This is a genomic window from Desulfovibrio sp. 86 (assembly GCF_902702915.1).
Taxonomy (GTDB): domain Bacteria; phylum Desulfobacterota; class Desulfovibrionia; order Desulfovibrionales; family Desulfovibrionaceae; genus Desulfovibrio.
Genome location: NZ_LR738849.1, coordinates 822,199 through 844,418, shown reverse-complemented (window position 1 = coordinate 844,418; position 22,220 = coordinate 822,199). Strand labels below are relative to the sequence as shown.

The 22,220-nt window shown below is 59.6% G+C and carries 20 protein-coding genes; 13 read left to right on the top strand and 7 right to left on the bottom strand.

The genetic code is table 11. From position 1 onward, the window contains the following. Window position 1: 1 nt before the first annotated feature. Entirely contained in the window at window positions 2-1,228 is a 1,227-nt protein-coding gene (locus DESU86_RS03655; protein ID WP_179981703.1) for a lipoprotein-releasing ABC transporter permease subunit, read from the bottom strand. Window positions 1,229-2,002: 774 nt separating this feature from the next. Here DESU86_RS03655 and DESU86_RS03650 point away from each other — a divergent pair. From DESU86_RS03650 to DESU86_RS03625, 6 genes are all read left to right on the top strand, one after another. After that, complete coding sequence (locus DESU86_RS03650; protein ID WP_179979806.1) at window positions 2,003-2,575, top strand: cytochrome c3 family protein; 573 nt, start codon at window positions 2,003-2,005, stop codon at window positions 2,573-2,575. Beyond that, entirely contained in the window at window positions 2,572-3,018 is a 447-nt protein-coding gene (locus DESU86_RS03645; protein WP_179979805.1) for a hypothetical protein, read from the top strand. The genes DESU86_RS03650 and DESU86_RS03645 overlap by 4 nt, the downstream gene beginning before the upstream one ends. 157 nt (window positions 3,019-3,175) lie before the next feature. Continuing rightward, the gene (locus DESU86_RS03640) at window positions 3,176-5,443 is read left to right on the top strand and encodes a nitrate reductase (protein WP_179979804.1); all 2,268 of its coding nucleotides are present in this window, start codon (window positions 3,176-3,178) and stop codon (window positions 5,441-5,443) included. 8 nt (window positions 5,444-5,451) lie between these two features. Continuing rightward, complete coding sequence (locus DESU86_RS03635; RefSeq protein WP_179979803.1) at window positions 5,452-5,781, top strand: chaperone NapD; 330 nt, start codon at window positions 5,452-5,454, stop codon at window positions 5,779-5,781. Beyond that, entirely contained in the window at window positions 5,778-6,302 is a 525-nt protein-coding gene (locus DESU86_RS03630) for a 4Fe-4S dicluster domain-containing protein (RefSeq protein WP_179979802.1), read from the top strand. Before DESU86_RS03635 ends, DESU86_RS03630 begins: the two co-directional genes overlap by 4 nt. Next, the gene (locus DESU86_RS03625) at window positions 6,299-7,168 is read left to right on the top strand and encodes a 4Fe-4S binding protein (protein WP_179979801.1); all 870 of its coding nucleotides are present in this window, start codon (window positions 6,299-6,301) and stop codon (window positions 7,166-7,168) included. Before DESU86_RS03630 ends, DESU86_RS03625 begins: the two co-directional genes overlap by 4 nt. A 264-nt stretch (window positions 7,169-7,432) precedes the next feature. Here DESU86_RS03625 and lysS read toward each other — a convergent pair whose 3' ends face one another. Further along, a complete protein-coding gene (gene lysS / locus DESU86_RS03620; protein WP_179979800.1) occupies window positions 7,433-9,019 on the bottom strand; it encodes a lysine--tRNA ligase in 1,587 nt (528 codons plus the stop codon). A gap of 208 nt (window positions 9,020-9,227) precedes the next feature. On the opposite strand from lysS, the gene DESU86_RS03615 reads away from it, so the two are divergent. After that, a complete protein-coding gene (locus tag DESU86_RS03615) occupies window positions 9,228-9,791 on the top strand; it encodes a glycine cleavage system protein R (protein WP_179979799.1) in 564 nt (187 codons plus the stop codon). 228 nt (window positions 9,792-10,019) lie between these two features. After that, on the top strand, window positions 10,020-11,405 hold the full coding sequence (locus DESU86_RS03610; protein WP_179979798.1) for a PFL family protein: 1,386 nt from the start codon (window positions 10,020-10,022) through the stop codon (window positions 11,403-11,405). A gap of 197 nt (window positions 11,406-11,602) precedes the next feature. Here the strand turns inward: DESU86_RS03610 and DESU86_RS03605 are convergent, their stop codons facing one another. Beyond that, a complete protein-coding gene (locus tag DESU86_RS03605; RefSeq protein WP_179979797.1) occupies window positions 11,603-12,112 on the bottom strand; it encodes a GlcG/HbpS family heme-binding protein in 510 nt (169 codons plus the stop codon). Between the two features lie 196 nt (window positions 12,113-12,308). On the opposite strand from DESU86_RS03605, the gene DESU86_RS03600 reads away from it, so the two are divergent. Further along, the gene (locus DESU86_RS03600; RefSeq protein WP_179979796.1) at window positions 12,309-12,725 is read left to right on the top strand and encodes a DUF1090 domain-containing protein; all 417 of its coding nucleotides are present in this window, start codon (window positions 12,309-12,311) and stop codon (window positions 12,723-12,725) included. 520 nt (window positions 12,726-13,245) lie between these two features. Here the strand turns inward: DESU86_RS03600 and DESU86_RS03595 are convergent. From DESU86_RS03595 to thiC, 3 genes are all read right to left on the bottom strand, one after another. Then, window positions 13,246-14,028, bottom strand: a complete 783-nt coding sequence (locus DESU86_RS03595; protein ID WP_179979795.1) for a sulfite exporter TauE/SafE family protein — start codon at window positions 14,026-14,028, stop codon at window positions 13,246-13,248. A gap of 1 nt (window position 14,029) precedes the next feature. Further along, window positions 14,030-14,377 carry a DMT family protein gene (locus tag DESU86_RS03590; protein ID WP_179979794.1) on the bottom strand — a complete coding sequence of 116 codons (348 nt, stop codon included), beginning with the start codon at window positions 14,375-14,377 and terminating at the stop codon, window positions 14,030-14,032. Between the two features lie 514 nt (window positions 14,378-14,891). Further along, window positions 14,892-16,172: a phosphomethylpyrimidine synthase ThiC gene (gene thiC / locus DESU86_RS03585; RefSeq protein ID WP_179979793.1), complete on the bottom strand. Its 1,281-nt coding sequence runs from the start codon at window positions 16,170-16,172 to the stop codon at window positions 14,892-14,894. A gap of 359 nt (window positions 16,173-16,531) precedes the next feature. On the opposite strand from thiC, the gene DESU86_RS03580 reads away from it, so the two are divergent. Together DESU86_RS03580 and DESU86_RS03575 are read left to right on the top strand one after the other, a co-directional pair. After that, entirely contained in the window at window positions 16,532-17,818 is a 1,287-nt protein-coding gene (locus DESU86_RS03580) for a TrkH family potassium uptake protein (RefSeq protein ID WP_232088248.1), read from the top strand. Between the two features lie 284 nt (window positions 17,819-18,102). After that, window positions 18,103-18,762 (top strand): potassium channel family protein, encoded by a 660-nt coding sequence (locus DESU86_RS03575; protein ID WP_179979791.1) that lies wholly within the window; start codon window positions 18,103-18,105, stop codon window positions 18,760-18,762. Between the two features lie 290 nt (window positions 18,763-19,052). On the opposite strand, the gene DESU86_RS03570 is transcribed toward DESU86_RS03575, so the two are convergent. Then, window positions 19,053-20,258 (bottom strand): M48 family metallopeptidase, encoded by a 1,206-nt coding sequence (locus tag DESU86_RS03570; RefSeq protein WP_232088247.1) that lies wholly within the window; start codon window positions 20,256-20,258, stop codon window positions 19,053-19,055. Window positions 20,259-20,670: 412 nt separating this feature from the next. Between DESU86_RS03570 and DESU86_RS03565 the strand changes: the two genes are divergently transcribed. Continuing rightward, complete coding sequence (locus DESU86_RS03565) at window positions 20,671-21,186, top strand: FlxA-like family protein (RefSeq protein ID WP_179979790.1); 516 nt, start codon at window positions 20,671-20,673, stop codon at window positions 21,184-21,186. A gap of 124 nt (window positions 21,187-21,310) precedes the next feature. Continuing rightward, the gene (rbr, locus tag DESU86_RS03560; protein ID WP_179979789.1) at window positions 21,311-21,886 is read left to right on the top strand and encodes a rubrerythrin; all 576 of its coding nucleotides are present in this window, start codon (window positions 21,311-21,313) and stop codon (window positions 21,884-21,886) included. Window positions 21,887-22,220 lie beyond the last annotated feature (334 nt).

Sequence of the window (22,220 nt, the reverse complement as noted above, 5' to 3'; positions counted from 1 at the left end):
GCTATTCGTAGCGCAGGGCTTCCGCCGGTTCAAGGCGGGCGGCCTGGCGTGCCGGGTAAAGGGTGGCCAGAAAACACAGCAGCATGGCGCTGACCCCGACGGTGATCACGTCGGTAACGGTGATGCTGATGGGCAGATGGTCAAGCGTATATACGTTTTCAGGCAGTTTGATGAATTGGTAGCGCTTGAGCAGCCACCCCAGCGAAAGACCCAGGGCATAGCCCAGCAGCGTGCCGATGACGCCGATGATGCTGCCCTGGAGCATGAATATGCGCCGTATCATGCTGCGCGTTGCCCCCATGGACATCATGATGGCAATGTCGCGCGTTTTTTCCATCACCAGCATGACAAGGGTCGTCACGATGGAGAAAGAGCCTATAAGCACCACCATGGTCAGCAGTATGAACATGCCGATCTTTTCCAGCTTGAGGGCCGCAAAGAGGTTGGCGTTCATTTCCATCCAGGAGCGCACGTAGAAGGGCGAGCCAAGTTCGGTGGCCACGCGCGCCGAGGTCTGATCCGCCTTGAAAAGGTCGTCAACGGTGAGCTCCACGCCGGAAAGGTATTTGTCCGGCAGGCCAAGCACGTCGCGCGCGGCAGCCAGGCTCACAAAGGCCAGCGAGGAGTCGTATTCAAACATGCCTGTCTTGAATATGCCCACCACTTCAAAGGGGCGGATGCGCGGCGCGTAGCCTGAAGCCGTTTTTTGCCCGGAGGGCGAAAGCAGATTCACGCGGCTGCCTTCCACAAGGCCCAGCCTTTTGGCCAGTTCTTCACCAATGATGAGCCCTGGCGTGCCTTCCTTTTGCAGGGCGGCTGCCGAACCTGTGCGCATCTGGCGCAGCATGGAGAGCACGTGCGGGCCCGATTCCGGGTCAATGCCGCGCAACACCACGCCTTTTACGCCGTTTCCGGCGGAGAGCATCACTTCAGTGTAAATAAAAGGGGTCGCCCCGGTGACGCCCTTGACCGAGCGGATGCGGTCCAGCAGTCCGTCGTCATTCTCAAAGGCCGAAGGCAGGTAGGACATGACAATGGCGTGCGCGTTGGCGCCAAGGATCTTGTCGCGCATGTCGGTGGTCAGGCCGTTATAAACGCCCAGCACGACCACCAGCGCGCCCACGCCGAGCGCGACGCCCATAATGGACATGAGTGAGATTATATAAATGAAGGTCTGTTTGCGCCTTGAAAAGAGGTAGCGCAAGGCTACGAAGAGTTCAAATGACATTTGCGGCATAGTGGCCCAGCTTGGCGGGATATTCAAGAGATTTTTTAGAGCAAAGGGGCAGTGACACGCTTTCTGCGGCATCGGCCGGCAGCATCCTGCCGGGCGTTGTTCGTTCTGTTGTTCGTTCCGTAGTCCGTTCTGGCGGCGGCTCCGGCGGCGGTTCCGGCAGGGCCGGGGCGCTGTCAGCCCAGAGCGGATTACCTTTGAGAATATGCATTCTCAAAGTTTAAGGCGCGCTTACTACGGCGTTTGCCCGCGCAGATAAGCCGCGCCCATGCCTCCGTAGCGAACGTCTGTTCTCGCAGCCGCCAGGGCGCCATGAGGGCAATGTAAAAGTTGCATTGCTCCAGGCGCGGCGCGAGGGCGGCGGGTAAAACGCTGTTTTTTCTCACGAGGCATTGCCTGTAAAACCGGGGATTGTCAATGTCCGCAGCGGCAGTGGCGGTCCTGTTTTTTTGCGCACGGGCTGGCGCGCGCACGGTTTGGGCGCAGCCCTTTGTTGCGCGTGCGGCACGACGGGATGGGGGCGTTTGTCATTTTTTTATGACGATTGTCATTTTACTATGAATGCCAGTCTTGGGCGTGTGATGTTTTTCTCAAAATGTGCCTGTAATCACAGTTAAAATGAAAACTGTGATCTGGCACAGGACTTGCTGTAGCGGCTTCAATACAAAGATTCTGTTGGCATTTGGTAGTATTGCAGTGCCACACTTCATGATTTGCAAGGCGTTTATTACAACTCTTCTTCTTTTCTTTTGATGGAGGTTCAAACCCATGCCCTATCCACGAAAGCGCGTCTGGATCATAGGCTGCGTAATTTTTGTGGCATGTGTGGCTCTGGCTGGCGGCGGAGTGGCGTACACCTCCAGTACGGACTTTTGCCTTTCCTGTCATGAAATGCGCGTTTATCAGGAAGAGATGCGTTTTTCATCACATGCCAAGGACGCGCAGGGCCAGGCCATTGGCTGCAGGCAGTGCCACATTCCTTCGGGCAACATCGCCCGCATGCTCGGCGCCAAGGCGTGGCTGGGCATCAGGGATGTGTGGGTGCATTCCGTTGATGGCGGCGATGACCTGAACAGGGCGGCCATGCAGCCTGTGGCCCGCCGCTTCACCGATGACGCCAATTGCAGGGCCTGTCATCAAAACCTGACCAAAAACGCCAAAAACGACGGGCCTGTCTCCGAAGAGGGCAGACTGGCGCACGAAAATTATGAGGGCAAGAACGGTCAGTCCCGCAGCGGCTGTGTGGGGTGTCACCGCAATCTTGCCCACCTGCCCGTGTTTGACGAACGCATACCCGCCAACCACACGTTCGCTCAGAAAATCAAGGAGATCCGGCCATGAAGTCCTGTAAGATCCTGATCGGTTCCCTGCTGGCCCTGCTGGTGCTCGCGGGCGGCTATTTCGGCTATATGGCCTGGGCCTTTCCGGCCGAGCGCTGCGAGGCGGCCAAACACCTTGCCGCGCCCAAGATGGAGGGCGACTGCTACAGCTGCCATGCCAAGAGCACGCCGCGTCTGGCCCAGGAGTGGTATGAGAGCAAGCACGGCGTCACCCTGGTGCGTTGCCAGACCTGCCACGGCATGCCCGACGGGAAGGGGGCCATACCCTTTGCGCGCAAACCCGGCGTCGAGGTGTGCGCGCGCTGCCACTCGCTTTCCATACAGCGCATGGAAGCCAAGTTCGGCAAGCGTGACGACTGCGTGAGCTGCCACCCCTATCATCAGAGCCCTCTGCATGGCCGGGCTTATGAATATCGCATGCCTTCCAACAAGACGGACCTGTGATGCACACCGGCAAGGCTGACTGCGGCGGATGTGGGGCAGTTGCCCCGGCTTTCAGCGCACAGCCTTGACGGCAGCCATGGCCCGGTCTTCGTGAAGAGGGCAGGGCGCTTTGGGACGCAACGGACCCTTACGCCAGCTTAATAGCGAGGTTGAACACATGAGTACTTCACGTCGTGATTTTTTGAAATATTTTGCCATGTCAGCGGCCATGGCCGCGGCTTCGGGCACGGGACTGACCACATTGGCCCATGCGGCCGACAACAAGCCCGAAAAATGGGTCAAGGGCGTGTGCCGGTATTGCGGCACGGGCTGCGGGGTTCTTGTGGGCGTCAGGGACGGCAAGGCCGTGGCCATTCAGGGCGACCCCAACAACCATAACGCGGGCCTTTTGTGCCTCAAGGGCTCGCTGCTCATCCCCGTGCTCAATTCCAAGGAAAGGGTCACGCAGCCCATGCTGCGCCGCCAGAAGGGCGGCAAGCTCGAACCCGTGAGCTGGGACGAGGCCCTTGATCTCATGGCCGCAAAGTTCCGGCACAGCATAGACACTTACGGACCCAATTCCGTGGCCTGGTACGGCTCCGGCCAGTGCCTCACGGAAGAAAGCTATGTGGCCAACAAGATATTCAAGGGCGGGTTCGGCACCAACAATGTGGACGGCAACCCACGCCTGTGCATGGCCTCGGCCGTTGGCGGCTATGTGACCACCTTCGGCAAGGATGAGCCCATGGGCACCTATGCCGACATGGACCAGGCCACCTGTTTTTTCATCATCGGTTCCAACACGTCCGAGGCGCACCCGGTGCTTTTCCGACGCTTGGCCCGCCGCAAGCAGGTGGAGCCGGGCGTGAAGATCATTGTGGCTGATCCGCGCCGTACCAATACCTCGCGCATAGCGGACATGCACATCGCTTTTCGCCCGGGCACGGATCTGGCCTTCATGCACAGCATGGCCTGGGTCATCATCAATGAGGAGCTGGACAGCCCACGCTTCTGGCAGCGCTACGTCACCTTTATGGACGCCGAGGGCAAGCCTTCGGATTTTGAAGGCTACAAGGCTTTTCTTGAAAACTACCGGCCGGAGAAGGTGGCCGAAATATGCCGCGTGCCGGTTGAGCAGATTTACGGGGCCGCCCGCGCCTTTGCCGAATCCTCAGCCACCATGAGCCTTTGGTGCATGGGCATCAACCAGCGTGTGCAGGGCGTTTTTGCCAACAACCTCATCCATAACCTGCACCTGCTCACCGGGCAGATATGCCGCCCCGGGGCCACGTCGTTTTCGCTCACAGGGCAGCCCAACGCCTGCGGCGGCGTCCGCGACGGCGGCGCGCTTTCGCATCTGCTGCCCGCCGGGCGGGCCATCCCCAATCCCAAGCACCGGGCTGAAATGGAAAAACTGTGGGGCCTGCCCGAGGGGCGCATCGCGCCCGAACCGGGCTATCACACGGTGGCCCTGTTCGAGGCCCTTGGCAGGGGCGACGTCAAGTGCATGATCATCTGCGAGACAAACCCGGCCCACACCTTGCCCAACCTGAACAAGGTGCACAAGGCCATGTCCAACCCCGAATCCTTCATCGTCTGCATTGAGGCCTTTCCCGACGCGGTCACGCTGGAATATGCCGACCTCGTACTTGCCCCGGCTTTCTGGTGCGAGCGCGACGGCGTGTACGGCTGCGGCGAGCGCCGCTATTCGCTCATTGAAAAGGCCGTGGAGCCTCCGGCCCAGTGCCGCCCCACGGTCAACACCCTGGTGGAATTCGCCAAGCGCGCGGGCGTGGACCCCAAGCTTGTGAACTTCAACAACGCAGAGGACGTCTGGAACGAGTGGCGCATGGTCTCCAAGGGCACCACCTATGATTTTTCCGGCATGACACGGGCTCGCCTGCGTAAGGAGTCCGGCCTGATCTGGCCCTGCCCCAGCGAGGATCACCCCGGAACATTCCTGCGCTATGTGCGCGGGCAGGACCCCTTCGTTCCGGCAGACCACCCGGACCGGTTTTTCTTTTACGGCAAGCCCGACGGCAAGGCCGTGATCTGGATGCGCCCGGCCAAGGGCGCGGCAGAGGAGCCGGATGCCGACTATCCTCTGTACCTGACGTCCATGCGCGTCATTGACCACTGGCATACCGCCACCATGACGGGAAAGGTGCCGGAACTGCAAAAGGCCAATCCGTCTGCTTTTGTGGAAATAAATGAGGAAGATGCGGCAAATTCTGGCATCAAGCACGGAGATAACGTCATTTTGGAAACGCGGCGTGACGCCATGGAGCTGCCCGCGCGGGTCAGCGACGTCTGTCGGCCCGGACTTGTGGCGGTACCGTTTTTTGACCCCAAGAAACTGGTGAACAAGCTCTTTCTCGATGCCACCGACCCGGCATCGCGCGAGCCCGAATACAAGATATGCGCCGCGCGCATTCGCAAGGCATAGGGGGCCGTATGGCTATAGCGGGTATTGTGGTCAGTTGCCTGCGTGAACATTTGCTGCCGCTGTGCAGCGAGTTGCGGGCCACCAGGGGCGTGCTGGAAGTGCAGGAAGTGCCGGATGCGGACAAGCTGGCCGTTGTGCTGGAAAGCCCGTCCCGGACGCTGCAGGGATATCTGGAATACGTGAACGGCCTCCCCCATGTGTTGGCCCTCGACGTGGCTTTTATCAACTATGAGGATGATCTGGACAGCACCGGGCACATGCCTTGCCCGCCGCATCGGCCCAAAGGGCATGGGCCGTGGCCGGTGGTGGAAGGCGTAGGTGAGGGAGGGCTCCAATGAGCCTGCTTCTTCCGCCGCTGCGACCGCCCGGCGCGGCGGCGGAAGAAGATTTTTTGCGCCAGTGCGTGCGCTGCGGGCAATGTGTGACCGTATGCCCGCACAAGAGTCTGGAGCTTATGGGCGGCTTCGGGCCATCCCGCCGGACGCCGCGCGTCGTGCCGCGCGAAACGCCCTGTTACCTTTGCATGAAGTGCCCGCCTGTCTGCCCTTCCGGCGCGCTCAACGCCGCCGTCACGGACATGGCGCACGCCGGAATGGGGCGGGCCTACATACTGAAAGACCGGTGCCATAACTATACCAATGGCGTCATGTGCATGACCTGCTATGACCGCTGCCCCCTGCGCGGTTCGGCGGTGGTTCTTTCGGGAGGGGTGACGCCGGCCATAACCAGGGCCTGCGTCGGCTGCGGCATCTGCGAATACGTGTGCCCCGTGCAGGCGGTGGAGGTGTGGCCCGCATCTTCCCGCCGCAGGCCCCTTTCCGCCGTGCCGACGCTGGACGCTCCAGGGGGCGGCGTATGAAGAGGTACACTCTGGCGCGTCGGTGCGCCCAGTTGTCTGTTCTTGTGGTGTTCTGCATGTTGCCCTGGATCAATGGGGCGGGGCTTGGGCAGATCAGGGGCAGCCTGTTTTCCCTGCATTTTTTCGGACTTCCCTTTGCCGATCCCGTGGCCGCCCTGCAAGTGGCGGCTGAGGGAATGATGACCGCCGGAGCCCTGCTGTGGGGGGCGGTCTGTTCCCTGATTCTGGCCCTGCTTTTGGGGCGGGTATTCTGCTCCTGGGTGTGTCCCTACGGTTTTTTGTCCGAACTGCTGTACAACATGGCCGGGCGGAGGATCCGGGCCAAGGCCGTGGCAAGGCGTGATACTGCCTCCACGCAGCATGCCATAGCCTTTGCCGCCAAGGGCTTTATACTCATGGCGGGCCTGTCTCTGGCCATTTTGCTGGAATATCCTGTCCTCAACATACTGGGCATGCCCGGTGAACTTTCTCTGGTTCCCGTGCTGGTATGGCAGGGCGCGGGAGCGGTGTTTCTGCTGTCGGCGCTGGCTTTGCCCGCAGCGGCGCTGGTGCTGGAAGCCATAAGCGGCAAGCGGCTGTGGTGTCGGTATGTGTGCCCGCAGTCCGTGCTGCTTGGAGCGGCGGCCCGTTGCCTGCCCGCAAAAGCGCCGGGGCTGCGCATTGACTGGACGGCCGCGCAGTGCAGTTGCCGGGGGGAAGTGCCGTGCAGGGCCGCCTGCCCGCTGCAACTCAATCCCAGACGCTTGGACGGGCCGGAGCGGCGGGACTGCACCGTTTGTGGCGAGTGCCTGCGGGCCTGTGAAAGCCGGGGCGGTGCGCTGGGATGGAGGGTTTTTCACCGGCAGCCCAAGCGGCCCGAAGAGTGAGCGTATTTTTACTGCACGTGCCCCAAATGCGTGCCCACCACGTGAAGAGGGCCGTTCCCAATGGAACGGCCCTCTTGAATTGGAAAAGTCTTGGAGGTGGACTCGGAAATTAAGGAAACGCTGATTTATTTCGTTTGGCGGCGTTGCTTCACTTTTTTTGAAACAGTCGAGGACGGAAGAGTCCACTCCTGCTTCAAAAAAAGATCGCGCCTTGCCAAACGAAACAACTGCGCGTTTCCAAGAGGCTCTTTAATCAGTGCTTCCTTAAATCTCGGGGCGCAGCAGGGGGAAGAGGATGACCTCGCGGATGGAGGCCGAATCCGTCAGCAGCATGACCAGTCGGTCAATGCCCACACCCTGTCCGGCAGCCGGGGGCATGCCGTATTCAAGGGCGCGCAGATAGTCTTCGTCCATGCTGTGGGCCTCGTCGTCTCCGGCTTCCTTTTCACGCACCTGCTCTTCGAAGCGCAGGCGCTGGTCCACGGGATCGTTGAGCTCGGAAAAGGCGTTGGAAAGCTCGCGACCGGTGATGAAAAGCTCAAAACGGTCGGTGAGACCGGGGTTTTTGTCGTTACGACGCGACAGCGGCGAGATTTCCGTGGGATAATGGTAGATGAAGTGCGGCTGGATCAGCTTGCCTTCAACGTCAAGGTCAAAAAGCTTGGCATGCAGCTTTTGCAGGCTTTCGCTGTCAGCGGCCTTTTCGCCCTTCTGCCGGATGTAATTTTGCACCTGAGTGTAATCGTTGTAGAACTCCGGCTTGTGTCCGCCAATGACGGTGAGCGAATCGTAGAAGCTCATGCGCGTCCACTTGCCGGGCGTGAGGTCGATCATATCGCCCTGATAAGGCACCACGGTTGTGCCGCACGCGCATTGGGCCAGATGGGCAAAAAGCTCTTCGGTCAGATCCATGAGGTTTTCAAACGTGGCGTAGGCCCAGTAAAATTCACACATGGTGAATTCGGGGTTGTGCCGCGTGTCGATGCCTTCATTACGGAAGTTGCGGTTGAGCTCAAAAACTTTTTCAAAGCCGCCCACCAGCAAGCGCTTGAGATACAGCTCCGGCGCGATGCGCATGAAGAGGCCGATATCCAGCGCGTTGTGGTGCGTCTTGAAGGGGCGTGCGGTCGCGCCGCCAGCCAGGGGCTGCATCATGGGCGTTTCCACTTCCATAAAGCCCCGGTCTTCCATAAAGCGGCGGAACTCGCGCACGATAAGGCTGCGCTTGAAGAATATCTCGCGGGCGCGCGGCGTGACGATAAGATCCACATAGCGCTGGCGGTAGCGCGTTTCCATATCCTTGAGCCCGTGATATTTCTCGGGCAGGGGACGCAGGGAGCGCGTGATGAGCTTTATTTTGCGACAGGCGATGGTCAGTTCGCCCGTTTTGGTGCGGAAGAGGTGCCCGGAAACACCGACAATGTCGCCAATATCCAGCTTTTTCACCAGATTGTGCGTCGCTTCGTCAAGGTGTTCGCGCGTTGCGTAGCACTGCACGCGGCCCGTCTGATCCATTATATGGAAGAAGGCCACCTTGCCGAAGGAGCGCAAAGAAACAATGCGCCCGGCAATGGCGACGACGTCTTCCTGGCTTTCGAGGGCTTCGCCTTCCAGGTCGCCAAATTTGTCCAGTACCCAGGAGATGGAGTGCTCTTTTCGAAAATCATTGGGAAAGAGGGGCACGCCCGCATCCAGCAGATCGCAGGATTTAACCACGCGGTTTTTTACGACTTCGTTAAGTCCTTCGCGGCTGGCGAAGCTTTCCAGCATGGGCATGAAATAGCCCGCGTGCTGCGACTTGGTGCCTAATTTGATGGTAGGCTTTTTATTCTTCTTTTCCCGATTTTCCACTGAGAAACTCCTGAGATGCCTAGTCTTAAAGGATTGTTAGGGTATGCCATTCACAGAAAGGCGTCAAGGACGGCGTGTCCAATGCTTTTCAGCCGCCCGTGGGGCCTGTTGCCCCTTGAAGTTCGCGTTGGTTGCGTATATAGCAATGCTTTCCAAGACAACATCCGCAACGGCCCCGCCAGCGGTACATTTCCGCAAGGATTACCTCATGCACAAGTATACTGCCTCATTTCTGGGGCGCGACTGCCCCGGCGTTGTGGCCGCTGTCAGTCGTATTCTTGAAGAAAACGGCTGCAATATCGAAGAAGTGACCCAGACCATACTTTCTGGGGAGTTTGCCGCCATATTTGTGGTGGCGGCTCCTGACGGAACAGATGCCGAGAGTCTGCGCCAGAATCTCAGCGCCAGCCTGGCCGAGGCCAAGGTTGACCTGTCGGTGCTGGTGCGCCCCGCCATCAAGGGGCAGTGGGGGCAGGACCTGCACTGTGAACCCTTTGTGGTCACTGCCGACGGCCCGGACAAACCCGGCCTCATCGCGGCCATGAGCCGCGTGTTCGCCCGTCATGACGTGAACATTGAAAGCCTCAAGGCCATTCTGGGCGAAGGCGGGGCCAACCGCGCCCTGTTTGTTTTTGAGGTCATGGTTCCCGACTCCGTGGATCTCGGCCGTCTGCGCCGCGAACTCTCCTGCGAGGGACAGAGCCGCGATTTGCGCGTGAGCGTGCAGCACCGGGATATTTTCGAGGCCGTTCACCGCGTCAATTCCTTCTAGCCAAGGCTGGACTGCGGGCAGGCCGGACTCCGCCGCCAAATTTTCGGCGAGTCTCCGGGACAGCGCCCAACGTCAGGGATTGGCATCAGGGATTGACATCAGGGCTCCGCATCAAGGCCCGGCGTGAGGGAATGTCCCTGCGGGCCGAAGGCCCGACGCGCGCCCGCGCAGGAACCGTTGTTCAAGAATCATTGCCAGACACGTCTGCAACCATACAGGATTACAGCCATGCTTTCCGAACGCGAAGTCACAAGCACTCTGAACATGCTCCGTAACGAGCATCTTGACGTGCGCACCGTCACCCTGGGCGTGAGCCTGTTTGATTGCGTGAGCCACGATCTTGATCTCTTCACCGCCAACGTGCGGGCCAAACTGCGCCGCTACGCCTCGCAGCTTGTGGCCATATGCGACGAGGTGGGCGACAAGTACGGTATCCCCGTGGTGAACAAGCGCATCAGCGTCAGCCCCATCGCCGTGGTGGCTGCGCCCTTTGGCCCTGACGGCATGGTGCGCGTGTGCAAGGCTCTGGACGAAGCCGCCAAGGAAGCGGGCGTGGATTTTCTGGGCGGGTTCACCGCCCTGGTGGAAAAAGGCTTTGCCAAGGGCGACCGCGCCCTCATTGAAGCCCTGCCCGAAGCCCTTTCACAGACGGACCGCATCTGCTCGTCCATCAACGTGGCTTCCTCGCGCAGCGGCATCAATATGGACGCCGTGGCCCTCATGGGGCGGCAGATCCTCAAGGTGGCCGAAGCCACGGCGGATCGCGGCGGCATCGGCTGCGCCAAACTTGTGGTCTTTGCCAATATTCCGCAGGACGTGCCCTTTATGGCTGGCGCGTATCTTGGCGTTGGGGAGCCCGATGTGGTCATCAACGTGGGCGTTTCCGGCCCCGGCGTGGTGAAAAAGGCTCTGGACCGCGCCCGCGAGGCGGGCCATAACGGCAAGGGCGGCCCCCTCACCCTGCTGGACATGGCCGAAGTCATCAAGCGCACTGCCTACAAGGTGACGCGCGTGGGCGAAATGATCGGTACCGAAGTGGCCACCCGTCTGGGCATCCCCTTTGGCGTGGCCGACCTTTCCCTGGCGCCCACACCGGCCGTGGGCGATTCCGTGGGCGAGATTTTTCAGAGCCTCGGGCTTTCCAGCATAGGCGCGCCCGGCACCACCGCCGTGCTCGCCATGCTCAACGATGCGGTGAAAAAGGGCGGGGCTTTTGCCTCATCCTCGGTGGGCGGGCTTTCCGGCGCGTTCATTCCCGTGTCCGAAGACTCAAGCATTGAGGCGGCTGCCACTGCGGGCATACTCAGTCTTGAAAAACTTGAGGCCATGACCAGCGTGTGCTCCGTGGGGCTGGACATGATAGCCATTCCCGGCGACACCCCGGCGGCCACCATTTCCGGCATCATCGCCGATGAAATGGCCATCGGCATGATCAACCACAAGACCACGGCCGTGCGCCTCATCCCTGTGCCCGGCAAGGGCGTCGGCGACGAGGTCTCCTTTGGCGGGCTGCTTGGCAAGGCCGCCATCATGCCCGTGCCCGGCGGCAATGCCGAAGATTTCATCGCGCTGGGCGGCCGGATTCCTGCCCCCATCCACAGCCTGAAAAACTGATTTTCCGGCCGTGCACGTCACGGCTGCCGCATAATCAATGATTGCAGAACATCCCGCGCACGCGGGATGTTCTGTTTTGCGCGCGGCAACAAGATTGTGACGGCATGAAGTGCGCGTGGGCAGAGAGCACGCAACGAAACACCGCGCTGCACGCGCGTGCAGCGTTAGATCATAGAGCCTGTTGTAACTTTAGCCGCCTAAAAAGAAGATTTTTTGGACGATTGCTGCAGGACCGCTGCTCCCGCCTTGGCCACAGTGGTATCGTCCACAACGCTGCCGCCGCTGACGCCGATGGCCCCAACGACAACGCCGCCGCGCACCAGCAGTTCCCCGCCGCCGAAGATGGCGAGTCCGTTATTGGTCACCTCGATGCCGAAAAGCTCCTTGCCGGGCTGCGCGGCTGCGCCCAGTTCGCCCGTGGACATGTTGAAGTAGCGGGCCGTTTTGGCCTTCTTTTGGGCGATGTCTATACTGCCAAGAAAGGCCCCGTCCTGGCGGGCGAAAATTTTAAGGTTTCCCCCCGCGTCCACCACGGCAATGTTCATCGGAACGGCAACTTCTTTTGCCTTGGCCAGCGCCGCCTTGAGAATGTCCTGCGCCTCTTCGAGAGTAAGGTCGCCGGGCAGATGGGTTTTGACAGACGCCGCCTGGACAGCGCTCAGCCCCAGGGTAAGCACGAGAGCAAGAGTGAAAATCAATGTACGCATGTGTGGCTCCTTGATGGTCGAAGTTGCGGGCGCAATGTCGGCCAGTTTGTAATAAGTATATAGTGCCGCTCATAAACGGACAAGGATCGCATATGTTGGATTTTTGTTTGTACCATTATATAGGGATAACAGTGGGCAGGACATGCCCACCCCAGGGCATGCCTCAGGCACTGCCCTGGGCAAAAAAGGAGAAAATATGATCAAGAATATAATGAAGATAGCTTCAATGTACGCTTGCGCAGTCGTGGTTTCCGCCTTTGCCGTGTCGGTGCGCGCGGAAGGTATTTGCACTAAAAAAATAGCCGAGCTTGAGCGTCAGCTGAGCATCGCCAAGCAGCACAAGAACACGGGCAGGGCGGCCGGACTTGAGCGCGCCCTGGAAAACGTGCGCACGTGGTGCACGGATGACGGCGAACTGGCCGAAGCCAAAATCAAGGTGCTTGAGAAGCAGGAAAAAGTGGCGGAGCGTCAGGCAGAATTGGACAAGGCCACGGCTCAGGGCGTTGCGCGTAAAAAGATCGAAAAACGGCAGCAGAAACTGCGTGAAGCGCAAGACGAGCTGAAAGAAGCCGAAAAGGTTCGTGACACGATGCAGCAGGACGCCAAGAAATAAGTTTCTTCTATCCATATATCGCAAAGGCCCGTGCATTGTGCACGGGCCTTTGTGTTTATAAGGAAACACTGATTTATTCTGTTTGGCGGCGTTGCGTCACTTTTTTTGAAACAGTCGAGGACGGAAGAGTCCACTCCTGCTTCAAAAAAAGATCGCGCCTTGCCAAACGAAACAACTGCGCGTTTCCAACAGGCTCTTTAATCAGTGTTTTCTTAAATGCCCCGGGTTCGGGAGGGGTTCGCTCGTGCCGCCATCCGGCGTTACGGCTGGCGTATTGTTTGGCGCAATTGCCGGGGGAGGATTGGTCGTAGCGTTTGCCGTAGTGTTTGGTGCGCGGGACGGACAAATTTTGAATGGTGCGATGACTGGGAGGCTTTGTTTATGCCCCCCCCACTACAGGCTAGAAAGCTCGTTGTATTACAATACAATACACTAAGATTTTTAGGGGGTGGGGGCGTGGGGGAGGAGACCCTTTTGCAAAAGGGTCCCTCCCCCACAAAAAAATCCAAGAGGCAATGGCCTACCGCATGAATGGCGCCAGAAAATATTGCCACACAAGGGTGAGCAGCAGGAGGCTCAGTGAAACCATAAGAAAGCGGCGCACGGCGGCGGGGCCCACCCGGATGGCCAGGCGGCTGCCAAGCCAGTTGCCCAGGCAGCAGGCTGCGGCCATGGGCAGGGCCAGGCTCCAGACCACCACGCCGTTGATCATGAAGACCATGAGTCCGGCGAAGTTGGACGCGAGGTTGAGCACCTTGGACGTGGCCGATGCTTCCATAAGGCCCATGCGCAGAATCCAGTGAAAGGCCAGTATCAGAAAGCTGCCCGTGCCGGGGCCGAAAAATCCGTCATACGCGCCGATGAGCAGGCAGACCATGGGCGTGAGCAGCCACAGGCGCGGGCCGTAGAGGGCCATGTCGAGGCCGCCCGCCCGCTCCTTGCGTGGCATGAGGGTGGCGCACATGCCCACGGGCAAAAGCCCCACCAGGATTTTGCCCAGCAGCGCCGGTTCCACGTGCAACGCCAGACGCGCGCCCGCCCAGGAGCCCAAAAGGGAGAAGGCCAGTCCGGCCAGGGCCACGCGCCAGAGTACAAGGCGGCTGCGCGCAAAGTTCCCCAGGGCCACGCAGGTGCCAAGACAGGCGCTGAACTTGTTGGCTCCCAGGGCCATGTGCGGCGGCACCCCGGTCAGCAGCAGCGCGGGCATGGTCACAAGCCCGCCCCCTCCGGCGATGGCGTCGATAAAGCCACCGGCAAAGGCGGCAGCGATGCCCGCCAGCAGGGCTACGAGACCGAATTCCATGCTACCACTCCTTGAAAATGACCCACGCGGCCAGCACGATAAGCCCGAAGCCCACGGCGTGGTTCCAGCGCATGGGTTCATGCAGCCACAGGGTGGAAAAAACCATGAAAACGCTCAGGGAAATGATTTCCTGAATGGTTTTCAGTTCCGCTGCCGAAAAGTGCCCGTAGCCGATGCGGTTGGCAGGAACCTGCAGCAGGTATTCGAAAAAAGCCAGACCCCAACTGACAAGGATCACCACGGGCAGGGCCGCGCCCTTGTAACGCAGGTGCCCGTACCAGGCAAAGGTCATGAAGACGTTGGAAAAAAGCAGAAGGCCCACAGTGGCCACAGGAACGGGTACGTTCATAGTGCTTCCGCATACCGGGTTACGCCGGGCAGAGGGGATGGTGATCCCGCGCCAAAGCGCGGGCAAGGCTGAGGCATATCTGCAGGACCGTTTGGAGTCAAGAAGGGGCCACTGGAAGGCTGCCTGCCCGCCGCCTGTATGCCTGCTGTGGCGGCACATCCGGAGTGTGGGCATGCCGAAACGCTCAGGCGGCTGCCGGAGCAGCCGCCTGTGGTGAAAGCGCAAGCGCGGTGTCAGCCCTTACCATCAGAACTTGCAGCGGGCGTCCGCTCCCGCAGCCGCCAGAGCAATTTCAAGCGGCAGCCGTTAGGCGACGAAGAAGCCTTCCAGATGGCGACAGCACCGCTAGTGAAATCGCTCTAAGGAAGCACTGATTAAAGAGCCTCCTGGAAACGCGCAGTTATTTCGTTTGGCAAGGCGCGCTCTTTTTTTGAAGCAGGAGTGGACTCTTCCGTCCTCGACTGCTTCAAAAAAAGTGAAGCAACACCGCCAAACGGAATAAATCAGCGTTTCCCTAATGGTCGCGCAGCATCTTGACCGCGCAGAACTTGCCGCACATGGCGCACACTTCTTCAGACTTGTGGGCCTCGCGGCGTTTTTCGAGCATCTTGGGGTCAAGGGCGGCCTTTGACATGCCATCCCAGTCCAGAGCCTTGCGAGCGGCGTTCATGGCAGCCTCGCGCGCCACGGCATGGGGACGGCCAAGGGCGGTTTCGCCCACCTGGGCCGCCACCCGTGAGGCCATGACGCCCGCGCGCACGTCGGCTTCATCCGGCAGGGTAAGGTGTTCGGCGGGGGTGAGGTAGCAGAGAAAATCCACGCCGGCCTCCACGCCAAGTGCGCCGCCTATGGCTCCGGCTATATGGTCGTAGCCGGGCGCGCTGTCGCAGCACAGGGGGCCAAGCACGTAGAGGGGCGCATTGTTGGTCAGGCGCTTGATGCCCTGAATCTGGGTGCGCACCTGATTGAGCGGCACATGGCCGGGGCCTTCGATCATGCACTGTACGCCGCGCTCAAGCGCGTACTTGGCAAGACGCCCAAGATTGATGACTTCTTCCCACTGCGCGGCGTCCCCGGCATCCACGCCAGCGCCGGGGCGCAGGCCGTCCCCCAGGGACAGGGTGACATTGTAGGGGCGGCAGATGTCCAGCAGGCGGTCAAAATATTCAAGCAGGGGATTTTCGCGGTCGTTTTCAAGCATCCAGCGCGCCAGCATGGAGCCGCCGCGCGAGACTATGCCCAGAACACGGTTGTTCTTGACGGCCATCTCGGCACCACGGTGGGAAAGGCCGCAGTGCACGGTGACAAAATCCACACCCTGCGCGGCCTGCTTGGCTATTTCGTCAAAAAGATCGTCGGGCGACATGCTGGTGATCTCGCGGTCGGCGTCGAGTATCTGCTGGCCCACGGCGTAGAGCGGCACCGTGCCCAGAGGGCGGGGGCAGGCGGCCAGCATGCCCAGACGCAGGGCGTCCAGGTCTCCGGCGATGGAAAGATCCATGACCGTGTCCGCGCCCGCGTCCAGCGCGGCGTGAATTTTGCGTTCTTCCGTATTGGGGCAGTTGTTCAGGGGAGACGTGCCAATGTTGGCGTTGACCTTGACCCTGGCAGGCTGGCCCACGAGAATGGGCTTGAGACCGGCATGGGCGGGATTGCCAAGCAGAACCATGGTTCCGGCTTCAAGGGCGGCGACGATTGCCTCCTGGGTCAGGCCCTCTTCGGCGGCCAGGGCGGCAAGGTGCGTATCCAGAAGGCCGCGCAAAGCGGCGTTCTGGGAACAAAGTGTCGTAGACATGTGTGCCTCGCTGGTTGCGACGCAGGGCGCAAAAAAACCACAAGCAGCAGTGGAGCTTGTGGCTGCGGCTTCCCTCCGGCAGTGCGAACTGCGTCAGGTTCATAGGGTCTGGGTTTTCCCACTCTCAGCCGTGCAACTGTCGTCCGCACGGTTCCCCTAGCTCAGAAAGGAGCATACGCGCACCCAAGCCGTCTGTAAAGAGCGCTGCCCGCGCGTCAGACGGATTGCTGTTGGGCGTCATCTGCCTTGCAATCCCGTCACGCCTGGCTTACATGGTGAGAATGCAGCGGAACCGATTTTTCAGTCCCCTCACCTGGCCCGTTTTTTCATTCCTGGCGGTTATTGCCGTCGGGGCGGTCTTGTTGCACACGCCCGCAAGCTGGCAGAAAGGGCACAGCCTCAGCCTGATTGACGCGGCCTTTCTTTCCACATCCGCCGTGTGCGTCACAGGGCTTACGCCTGTGGACATCAGCGCCGTGCTCAGCCCCTTTGGCGAGACCGTGCTGCTTTTGCTCGTGCAACTGGGCGGCCTTGGCATCATGACCTATACAAGCATTATTTTTCTGCTCTGGCGCAACCATGTGCCCTTCACCAGCCGTGAAGCCGTGAGCCAGGCATTGCTTGGGGACGATTTTAACCTCAAATCCTTTCTTGTGCAGGTGCTGGCCCTTGTCTTCAGTATTGAGGCGGTGACGGCCCTTTTGCTGTACTGGCATGATCCAGTGTTTTTTTATCCGTTCAGCGCGGTTTTTCACGCGGTGTCGGCTTTCTGTAATGCGGGTTTTTCGCTCAGTTCCAACAGCCTCATGAATTTTCGCGACGATGTGGTGGTGAACAGCATCATCACGGCCAGCGTTTTTTTGGGCAGCATAGGCTTTGGCGTACTGCGCGAGGCGCTCGGCATCATCTCCGGAGGCCGCATCGGCCTGCCGGTACGCCAGTTCAGCCGGTTCAGCCGCCTGGTGCTGAAAACCAGTTTTTTTCTCATCGTTGTGGGCGCGACCATAGGCTTTGCCATTGAATTCTGGCGTGTGGGCAATGAGCATGCCCTTGGCGACGGTTTCGATCTGGCCCTGACAGCCCTGTTTCAGGCGGCAGTGGCGCGCACTGCCGGTTTCAACACCATCAACATGACCAGCCTCAGCGAGGCCAGCCTGCTGGTGATCATGGCCCTCATGTTTGTGGGCGGCGGGCCAGGTTCGTGCTCTGGCGGCATCAAGGTGGTGACGTTCAGGGTGCTGGCGGGGTATATTGCAGCGCAGTTTCGCGGCGACAGGCAGATAGTGCTGGAAGGCAGGGGCGTGCCGGAAGAAAACGTCACCCGTGCCCTGACGCTGTTCTTTCTCTACTCCATGCTGGTGGGCATATCGACCTTTCTGCTCAGCATCACGGAATACGGGATTCTGCACGGAACAACAACTGACGGGCCGTCTTTTTTGCGCATTCTGTTTGAGGAAGTGTCCGCCCTCGGCACTGTGGGGCTTTCCCTGAATCTCACGCCAGAACTGAGCGCCGAGGGCAAGGGCATTATTATCGTCAACATGTTTGCCGGGCGCGTGGGCCTGCTGAGCCTGCTCATGGCCGTGCAGAGCCTTCAGCCGCGCAAGGCCTACTCAGTGGCGGAAACACAGCTGCCCATCGGCTAGACCGGGACGCGGTCCGGCGCATGGCTGGCGCGCGGCCTCAAGTACGGTCTGGTGCATGGTACGGATCGCATCTGCCTGTTCGGCGCGGTATGCGCAAGTTTTGGGCAACGCGCAGTGGCCGTCTGGTCGGCCCCAACGGGTTTTGCGCCGGGGATGCGGCCCCCAAAAAATATTTGCGCCGTTGGTGAACGGCATTCCTGTACAAGACGTCCTGGCATGGACAAAAAGCCGTGCGGGCATAAAGGCGTTTCCGCCAGCGGCGGGAGCGTTACTGCGAGAGATATATGGCGGAAAAGAAACTTGAAATCGGTGTTATCGGCCTGGGCAAGTTCGGGCTGCGCATGGCCACCACCCTGGTGTCTCTGGGGCATACGGTGGTCGGCATAGACATGTCCGACGCACAGGTGCAGCGGGCCGAGGATGCGTTGAATTCCGTGTACAAGGCTGACGCCACAAACATCGCCGTGCTGCGTTCGCTGCATGTGCAGGACCTGGACTGGGTGGTCATCAGCGTGGGCCAGAGCGTGGAGCAGTCGCTGAGCATCACCCTGAACGTGCAGGAACTGGGCGGCCCCAAGATATGGGTCAAGGCGTCCAACGAGGAACACCGCAAGATATTGCAGCGTCTGCGCGTCAACCGCGCCCTTGTGCCCGAAATGGAGGCCGCCGTCATGGCCGCCCACCAGCTTACCTACCCCGGCATGCTGGACCTTATCCCCAAGTATGGCGGCATAGCCATTCAGGAATTGAAGGTGGACGAGTGGCACGGCAAGACCTTGATTGACCTCAACCTGATGCAGCGGTTTAACGTCATGGTGCTGGGCATACGCCCTGTGGGGGAACATTCTTTCAACTTTGTGCCCCCGGCCATGACGGTGCTGCAAAAGGGCGACACCATCGTGCTGGCCGGAAGGGCAAACTCCATGGGCGACCTGAAGCCCTAGACACTGTTGTCACGAGCGCCTTTCCTGGTATTTCTGCGTCGCGCTTCGCCTTTTATTCCGGCCGAGTACCGTCAGAGTACACTCTCTGCGTAAAAGGTTCGTTCTCCGTGATATGACGGGAAATTCGTCTCGTGGCGGCACTGTCCAGGCATATCGCCGTTGAAATGCCTTGCCTTTCAGCCTGCCATCCAGCCAAAAAACACGAAGCGCAAGAGCATCGAGGCCACGTCCCTGTCCTATCCGCAGCGGCGTTCTGGCCCGGCGGACGGTGGGGGCGGCCGTCTTCATTTTCAGTCTTCTTCGCTTTCAGCCGGGTCGGGATCGCCTTCTCCGGGCAGCGCCCACCAGGGCAGGTCGCGCCATGCGTCATTGAGGGCTTTTTCCTGTTCCGGCCAGTGGGGCGAGTATCGGGCAAGCTCGGCCCTGTAAGCTGGCGAATGGTCCATATGGCGCAGGTGGCACAGCTCGTGCCAGCAAAGGTGCTCCAGAAGGGGCAGAGGAAGAAGCGCCGCCCGCCAGTTGAGGCTGATGCGCCCGATGGGGGGGGCTTGCTGCCCCGCAGGGCTGTACTCCTGATCTGCGGGCAGAAGTCCGACCTGCCTGCCGTCATGGTTCTCGGCTCTGGTGGTGAACAGGCCGAAAAGCTTTGCGGCCAGTCTTCCGGCCCTGCCTTGCACGGGGAGGGAGGCGTCGTGCGCTGTACCGTCCTGTGCCCTTGGCCTGCCGTTTTTCTGCGGTTGGCTTCTGCCGCTGGCCGCGCCCTTGCCTCTGCGCGTTCGGGCGCAACTGCCCCAGCGCGAGCGTTGATCCCGCACGCTGATTTTTTCAAGCGCAAAGCCTGTCTGCAGGGCAAGGGCGGTCAGATATGCCGGAAGCAGGGCTTCAGCCATATGGCGGCACCACTGGCGCAGGGCCTTGACGCACAGGCTGGCGTCTTCAACCGCGCCAAACAGGCGGAGGCAGTCAGGGCTTTGCACCAGCAGCAGCCGTTGCGAACCCTGCCGCGCCAGCAGGGAAAAATGGTTTTCATGATGCCGTGCCGCCGCCAGCCTGCCCGCCGCCATGTCGCCCTCAGTCCGCACCGCAAACGTCAGCCCGGCCAGGGGCAGTTCAATGCTGGAAGGCAATTGCTGCCGTGGGGCAGTGGCCTTGCGTTTTTTCCATGCGCGTTCAAGCCATGGCAAGAACTGGGGGAGAGTCTGTTCCAGCAGCGACAGGGGCATGCCTTCAGGAGTGGTGATGGTCAACTGCCCGTAAGGGCTGAGGGAAAGGCGCGTGCGCCTGGCACGTGAGGAGATCTTTACCCTGGCTGTAAGATCGGTGCCGTCGGCAAGGCGCAGATGTACACAGGCGGGCAAGGGCGCGCCTACAGACCGGAAGCGCCGTGAAGCCGGATTTTTTTCAGCCATGCGACAAGGCTGCCACAGGTCGGCGCGCCTGTAAAGAACGGCCGCCACCGCGCCCTCTGGGCAAATTTTACCAGTATAGAATGGCATATCTTTTGCTGCTTCGGGGAGGAGCGGGCGAGGAGCAATATTTTCCCGGCGCCCGGCACTAGAGCCATTTCACTTTGAAATTGCTCTGCTGACGCGAAGGCGGCAGCCGCCACGAAGTGGCGTGGATTCAGCCGAGCTTTAGCCGTTGCGACGAAGGAAGCTACGGATGCTTAAAGCGTTGTGACGCAGGAAACTACGCTTGAAGACAGCATGAGTAACTATACGTCTTGTTCTGTGTAATCGCTGTCGCCATTCGTAAGGCTCGTAGACTCGCCAACGACTGCCGCAAAGACAGCAATTGGTTAATAGAACGACCAGCCTGCTGATGGTTATCGCAAATCACATTTTTCGGCTGAATGAAAACTTTGAAAGGTGTTGCATTTCAAAGTTAATCTGCACTGAAGGAGCAATTATGAGCGTGTCCAGCACAAGCGCATACGGCGTCAGCGGTCTTTCTGGCGTGGATGAACTCTGGAGCGTTACCGGAGGCAGCGGCAAAACCGTCAGCAGCGCCTCGTCAGAGAGCGGCTCCGGCGATACGGTAAGCATCTCCGATAAAGCCAGGGAGCTTTTTGCCGAAAAACTGGGCCGGTATACCGCCTCGGCCTCTGACAGCGACAAAAAAGCCGAAACTGCCAGCTCTTCCGGCGTATCCGTTGAAGGACTTTCCGGCGGCGCGGCGGAGGAGTCCGCCCAGAGTACGGGCGGCGCAGGTGGAGGCTCCGGAGTTGGCGGCGGATCCGGTGGAGCAAATTCCGTTGAGAACATCAAAAAGCAGATTGAAGCTCTCAAAAGTCAGTTGACCAGTCTTGCCAGTCATGTGACCGGCGGTGTGATGGATGCCGGAATCAATAGTAAAATTAATGCCCTCCAGGCACAAATAGCGGCTCTGGAGGCCCAGCTTGCAGAGGCGCAACGGGTTGCATAAAGACTTGACAGTAACTGATCGCATTTCTTATAGTGGATTTTGGGGATGGCAATGGCTGTCCCTTTTTATTTGATTACTGCTCACACACCTTAAATGCATGCTTGGCATGTTCGAGGAGAGGATTATGAAATCATTGAAGGGCAGCCAGACTGAAAAGAACATTCTTACCGCTTTTGCCGGTGAATCCCAGGCGCGCAACCGCTATGACTTCTTTTCCGGTGTGGCCAAAAAAGACGGCTTCGTGCTGGTGGAAGAGATTTTTCTTGAAACCGCTGCGCAGGAAAAGGAACATGCCAAACGCCTGTTCAAGTTTCTTGAGGGCGGCGAAGTAGAAATTCAGGCAGCCTATCCCGCTGGCATCATCGCCGGCAGCGAAGCCAACCTGCTGGCCGCCGCCCATGGCGAAAATTATGAGCATACCGAGATGTATCCTTCTATGGCAGCCACTGCCGAAAAAGAAGGTTTTTCTGAAGTGGCCTTTGCCATGCGCCATATCGCCGTGGCCGAAGCCTATCACGAAAAGCGTTTTCTGAAGCTGGCCAGCGACATCAAGGAAGGACGCATGTTTATGCGTTCCAAGCCCACGGTGTGGCGCTGCCTTAATTGCGGCTGTCTTGTGGAAGGCGACCATGCGCCCGAAATGTGCCCCGCATGTGCGCATCCCAAGGCCTACTTTGAAGAACTGAACTACTGCTTCTAGGGAAACGCTGATTTATTCCGTTTGGCGGACTTGCTTTACTTTTTTGAAACAGTCGAGGATGGAAGAGCCCACTCCTGTTTCAAAAAAAGAGCGCGCCTTGCCAAAGGAAATACCAGCGCGTTTCCAGGAGGCTCTTTAATCAGTGCTTCCTTAGAACAATGTAACGCTGAAAGTGCCCTGCAGCTGCAGGGTCAGCCGTCAGGCGCAAGGGCTAGGCGCGGTTTATCCGCGCTGCCCTGCGCCGCAACGGCGAACCGTATACCCATCTGGTGCGATGAAAATTCGCAAGGGTGACGGCGCCAATGACCTGCCCCCAAAAAACTGGCCCACCTAA

Excerpts from the sequence above, each read along its gene's own strand:
- DESU86_RS03655 (WP_179981703.1), bottom strand. The coding sequence starts at position 1,228 with ATGTCATTTGAACTCTTCGTAGCCTTGCGCTACCTCTTTTCAAGGCGC.
- DESU86_RS03650 (WP_179979806.1), top strand. The coding sequence starts at position 2,003 with ATGCCCTATCCACGAAAGCGCGTCTGGATCATAGGCTGCGTAATTTTT.
- DESU86_RS03645 (WP_179979805.1), top strand. The coding sequence starts at position 2,572 with ATGAAGTCCTGTAAGATCCTGATCGGTTCCCTGCTGGCCCTGCTGGTG.
- DESU86_RS03640 (WP_179979804.1), top strand. The coding sequence starts at position 3,176 with ATGAGTACTTCACGTCGTGATTTTTTGAAATATTTTGCCATGTCAGCG.
- DESU86_RS03635 (WP_179979803.1), top strand. The coding sequence starts at position 5,452 with ATGGCTATAGCGGGTATTGTGGTCAGTTGCCTGCGTGAACATTTGCTG.
- DESU86_RS03630 (WP_179979802.1), top strand. The coding sequence starts at position 5,778 with ATGAGCCTGCTTCTTCCGCCGCTGCGACCGCCCGGCGCGGCGGCGGAA.
- DESU86_RS03625 (WP_179979801.1), top strand. The coding sequence starts at position 6,299 with ATGAAGAGGTACACTCTGGCGCGTCGGTGCGCCCAGTTGTCTGTTCTT.
- DESU86_RS03615 (WP_179979799.1), top strand. The coding sequence starts at position 9,228 with ATGCACAAGTATACTGCCTCATTTCTGGGGCGCGACTGCCCCGGCGTT.
- DESU86_RS03610 (WP_179979798.1), top strand. The coding sequence starts at position 10,020 with ATGCTTTCCGAACGCGAAGTCACAAGCACTCTGAACATGCTCCGTAAC.
- DESU86_RS03605 (WP_179979797.1), bottom strand. The coding sequence starts at position 12,112 with ATGCGTACATTGATTTTCACTCTTGCTCTCGTGCTTACCCTGGGGCTG.
- DESU86_RS03600 (WP_179979796.1), top strand. The coding sequence starts at position 12,309 with ATGATCAAGAATATAATGAAGATAGCTTCAATGTACGCTTGCGCAGTC.
- DESU86_RS03595 (WP_179979795.1), bottom strand. The coding sequence starts at position 14,028 with ATGGAATTCGGTCTCGTAGCCCTGCTGGCGGGCATCGCTGCCGCCTTT.
- DESU86_RS03590 (WP_179979794.1), bottom strand. The coding sequence starts at position 14,377 with ATGAACGTACCCGTTCCTGTGGCCACTGTGGGCCTTCTGCTTTTTTCC.
- thiC (WP_179979793.1), bottom strand. The coding sequence starts at position 16,172 with ATGTCTACGACACTTTGTTCCCAGAACGCCGCTTTGCGCGGCCTTCTG.
- DESU86_RS03575 (WP_179979791.1), top strand. The coding sequence starts at position 18,103 with ATGGCGGAAAAGAAACTTGAAATCGGTGTTATCGGCCTGGGCAAGTTC.
- DESU86_RS03570 (WP_232088247.1), bottom strand. The coding sequence starts at position 20,258 with ATGCCATTCTATACTGGTAAAATTTGCCCAGAGGGCGCGGTGGCGGCC.
- DESU86_RS03565 (WP_179979790.1), top strand. The coding sequence starts at position 20,671 with ATGAGCGTGTCCAGCACAAGCGCATACGGCGTCAGCGGTCTTTCTGGC.
- rbr (WP_179979789.1), top strand. The coding sequence starts at position 21,311 with ATGAAATCATTGAAGGGCAGCCAGACTGAAAAGAACATTCTTACCGCT.